General features: G+C 52.0%; 1 protein-coding gene and 1 pseudogene. Both read left to right on the forward strand.

The features are described 5' to 3' along the window. Window positions 1-318 (forward strand): annotated as a pseudogene (locus C7B16_RS25125) (phage tail protein); the annotation flags it as partial. A gap of 10 nt (window positions 319-328) precedes the next feature. Next, window positions 329-934 (forward strand): DUF4376 domain-containing protein, encoded by a 606-nt coding sequence (locus tag C7B16_RS24260; RefSeq protein ID WP_181244209.1) that lies wholly within the window; start codon window positions 329-331, stop codon window positions 932-934. Window positions 935-943 lie beyond the last annotated feature (9 nt).

Here is a 943-nt window from a genome sequence, read left to right on the forward strand (position 1 = left end):
CCGAAAGGCGATACCGGAGCCACAGGTCCTGCAGGTCCGCAGGGTCCGGCGGGAAGTTCTGACAGCGGGTTGTTTGGCGTCGGTTCTTTTGTTCTTGCAGCGTATTACACGACGAATTACTCGGGGGACATGCCACCGGGCACAACTGTTGCCGGGTCATCACTGTCTGCATGCTGCCTTTCGAATGGTACTCCCCTGATTGCGTCCGATAATGTGGGGGAGACCCGTTTACCGGGGACGTGGCGTGCATGTGGTCCGTTAATATGGACATCTGCTGCGGGTATCAGACAGGCAGGATTATTTCAGCGCATATCATGAGGAGGTCAGGGTGGATAAGGGAAAAGAGATTCTTGCAGTACGAAATGCCGGTTACAACGAATACGGCGGTATAAACTGTGAGGTGCAGTTTGAAGGCGCGGTGAATGAAAAAGGTGAAGCGTTATGGCTGCCATATACGGCAACGGAAACGGATAATACTGAACACGGAAAAGCATTATGGTCTGGTCTGACAGCAGGAAAGTACGGAAGTGTGACCGCCTTTGCTGCCACGGAAGCTGTTCTTGAGGCGGCAAAATCGGTGAAAAGGGAGGAGATTAATCTCTGGCGGGATGTGCAGGAGAATATGGAATACGTGATGGAGTTCAACGGAAGGAAATGGGATTACGGCAAGAAGACATTGTCCAGGATAAGCACGACGCGCCTGATGGCGGAAAAAAACAGTCTTCCGGAAGGCTTTGCGTGGACGGATGGTGAAAATAATGTGGTGCCGGTGACGGCGGCAGACATCATAGCCCTGTCGGATGCGATAGAGAAGGCGATGTTTGCGAAGGGTGTGGAGATTAACACCAGGCAGTTGCAGATGAAAGCAGAGGTTGAGGCGCTGACAGAGCTGAAGTCCATCAGAAGTTATGTTGTTGGCTGGCCTGCCAGTTGAATAAAAAAA

Source organism: Escherichia sp. 20412-1 (genome assembly GCF_003027595.1).
Lineage (GTDB): Bacteria > Pseudomonadota > Gammaproteobacteria > Enterobacterales > Enterobacteriaceae > Escherichia > Escherichia marmotae.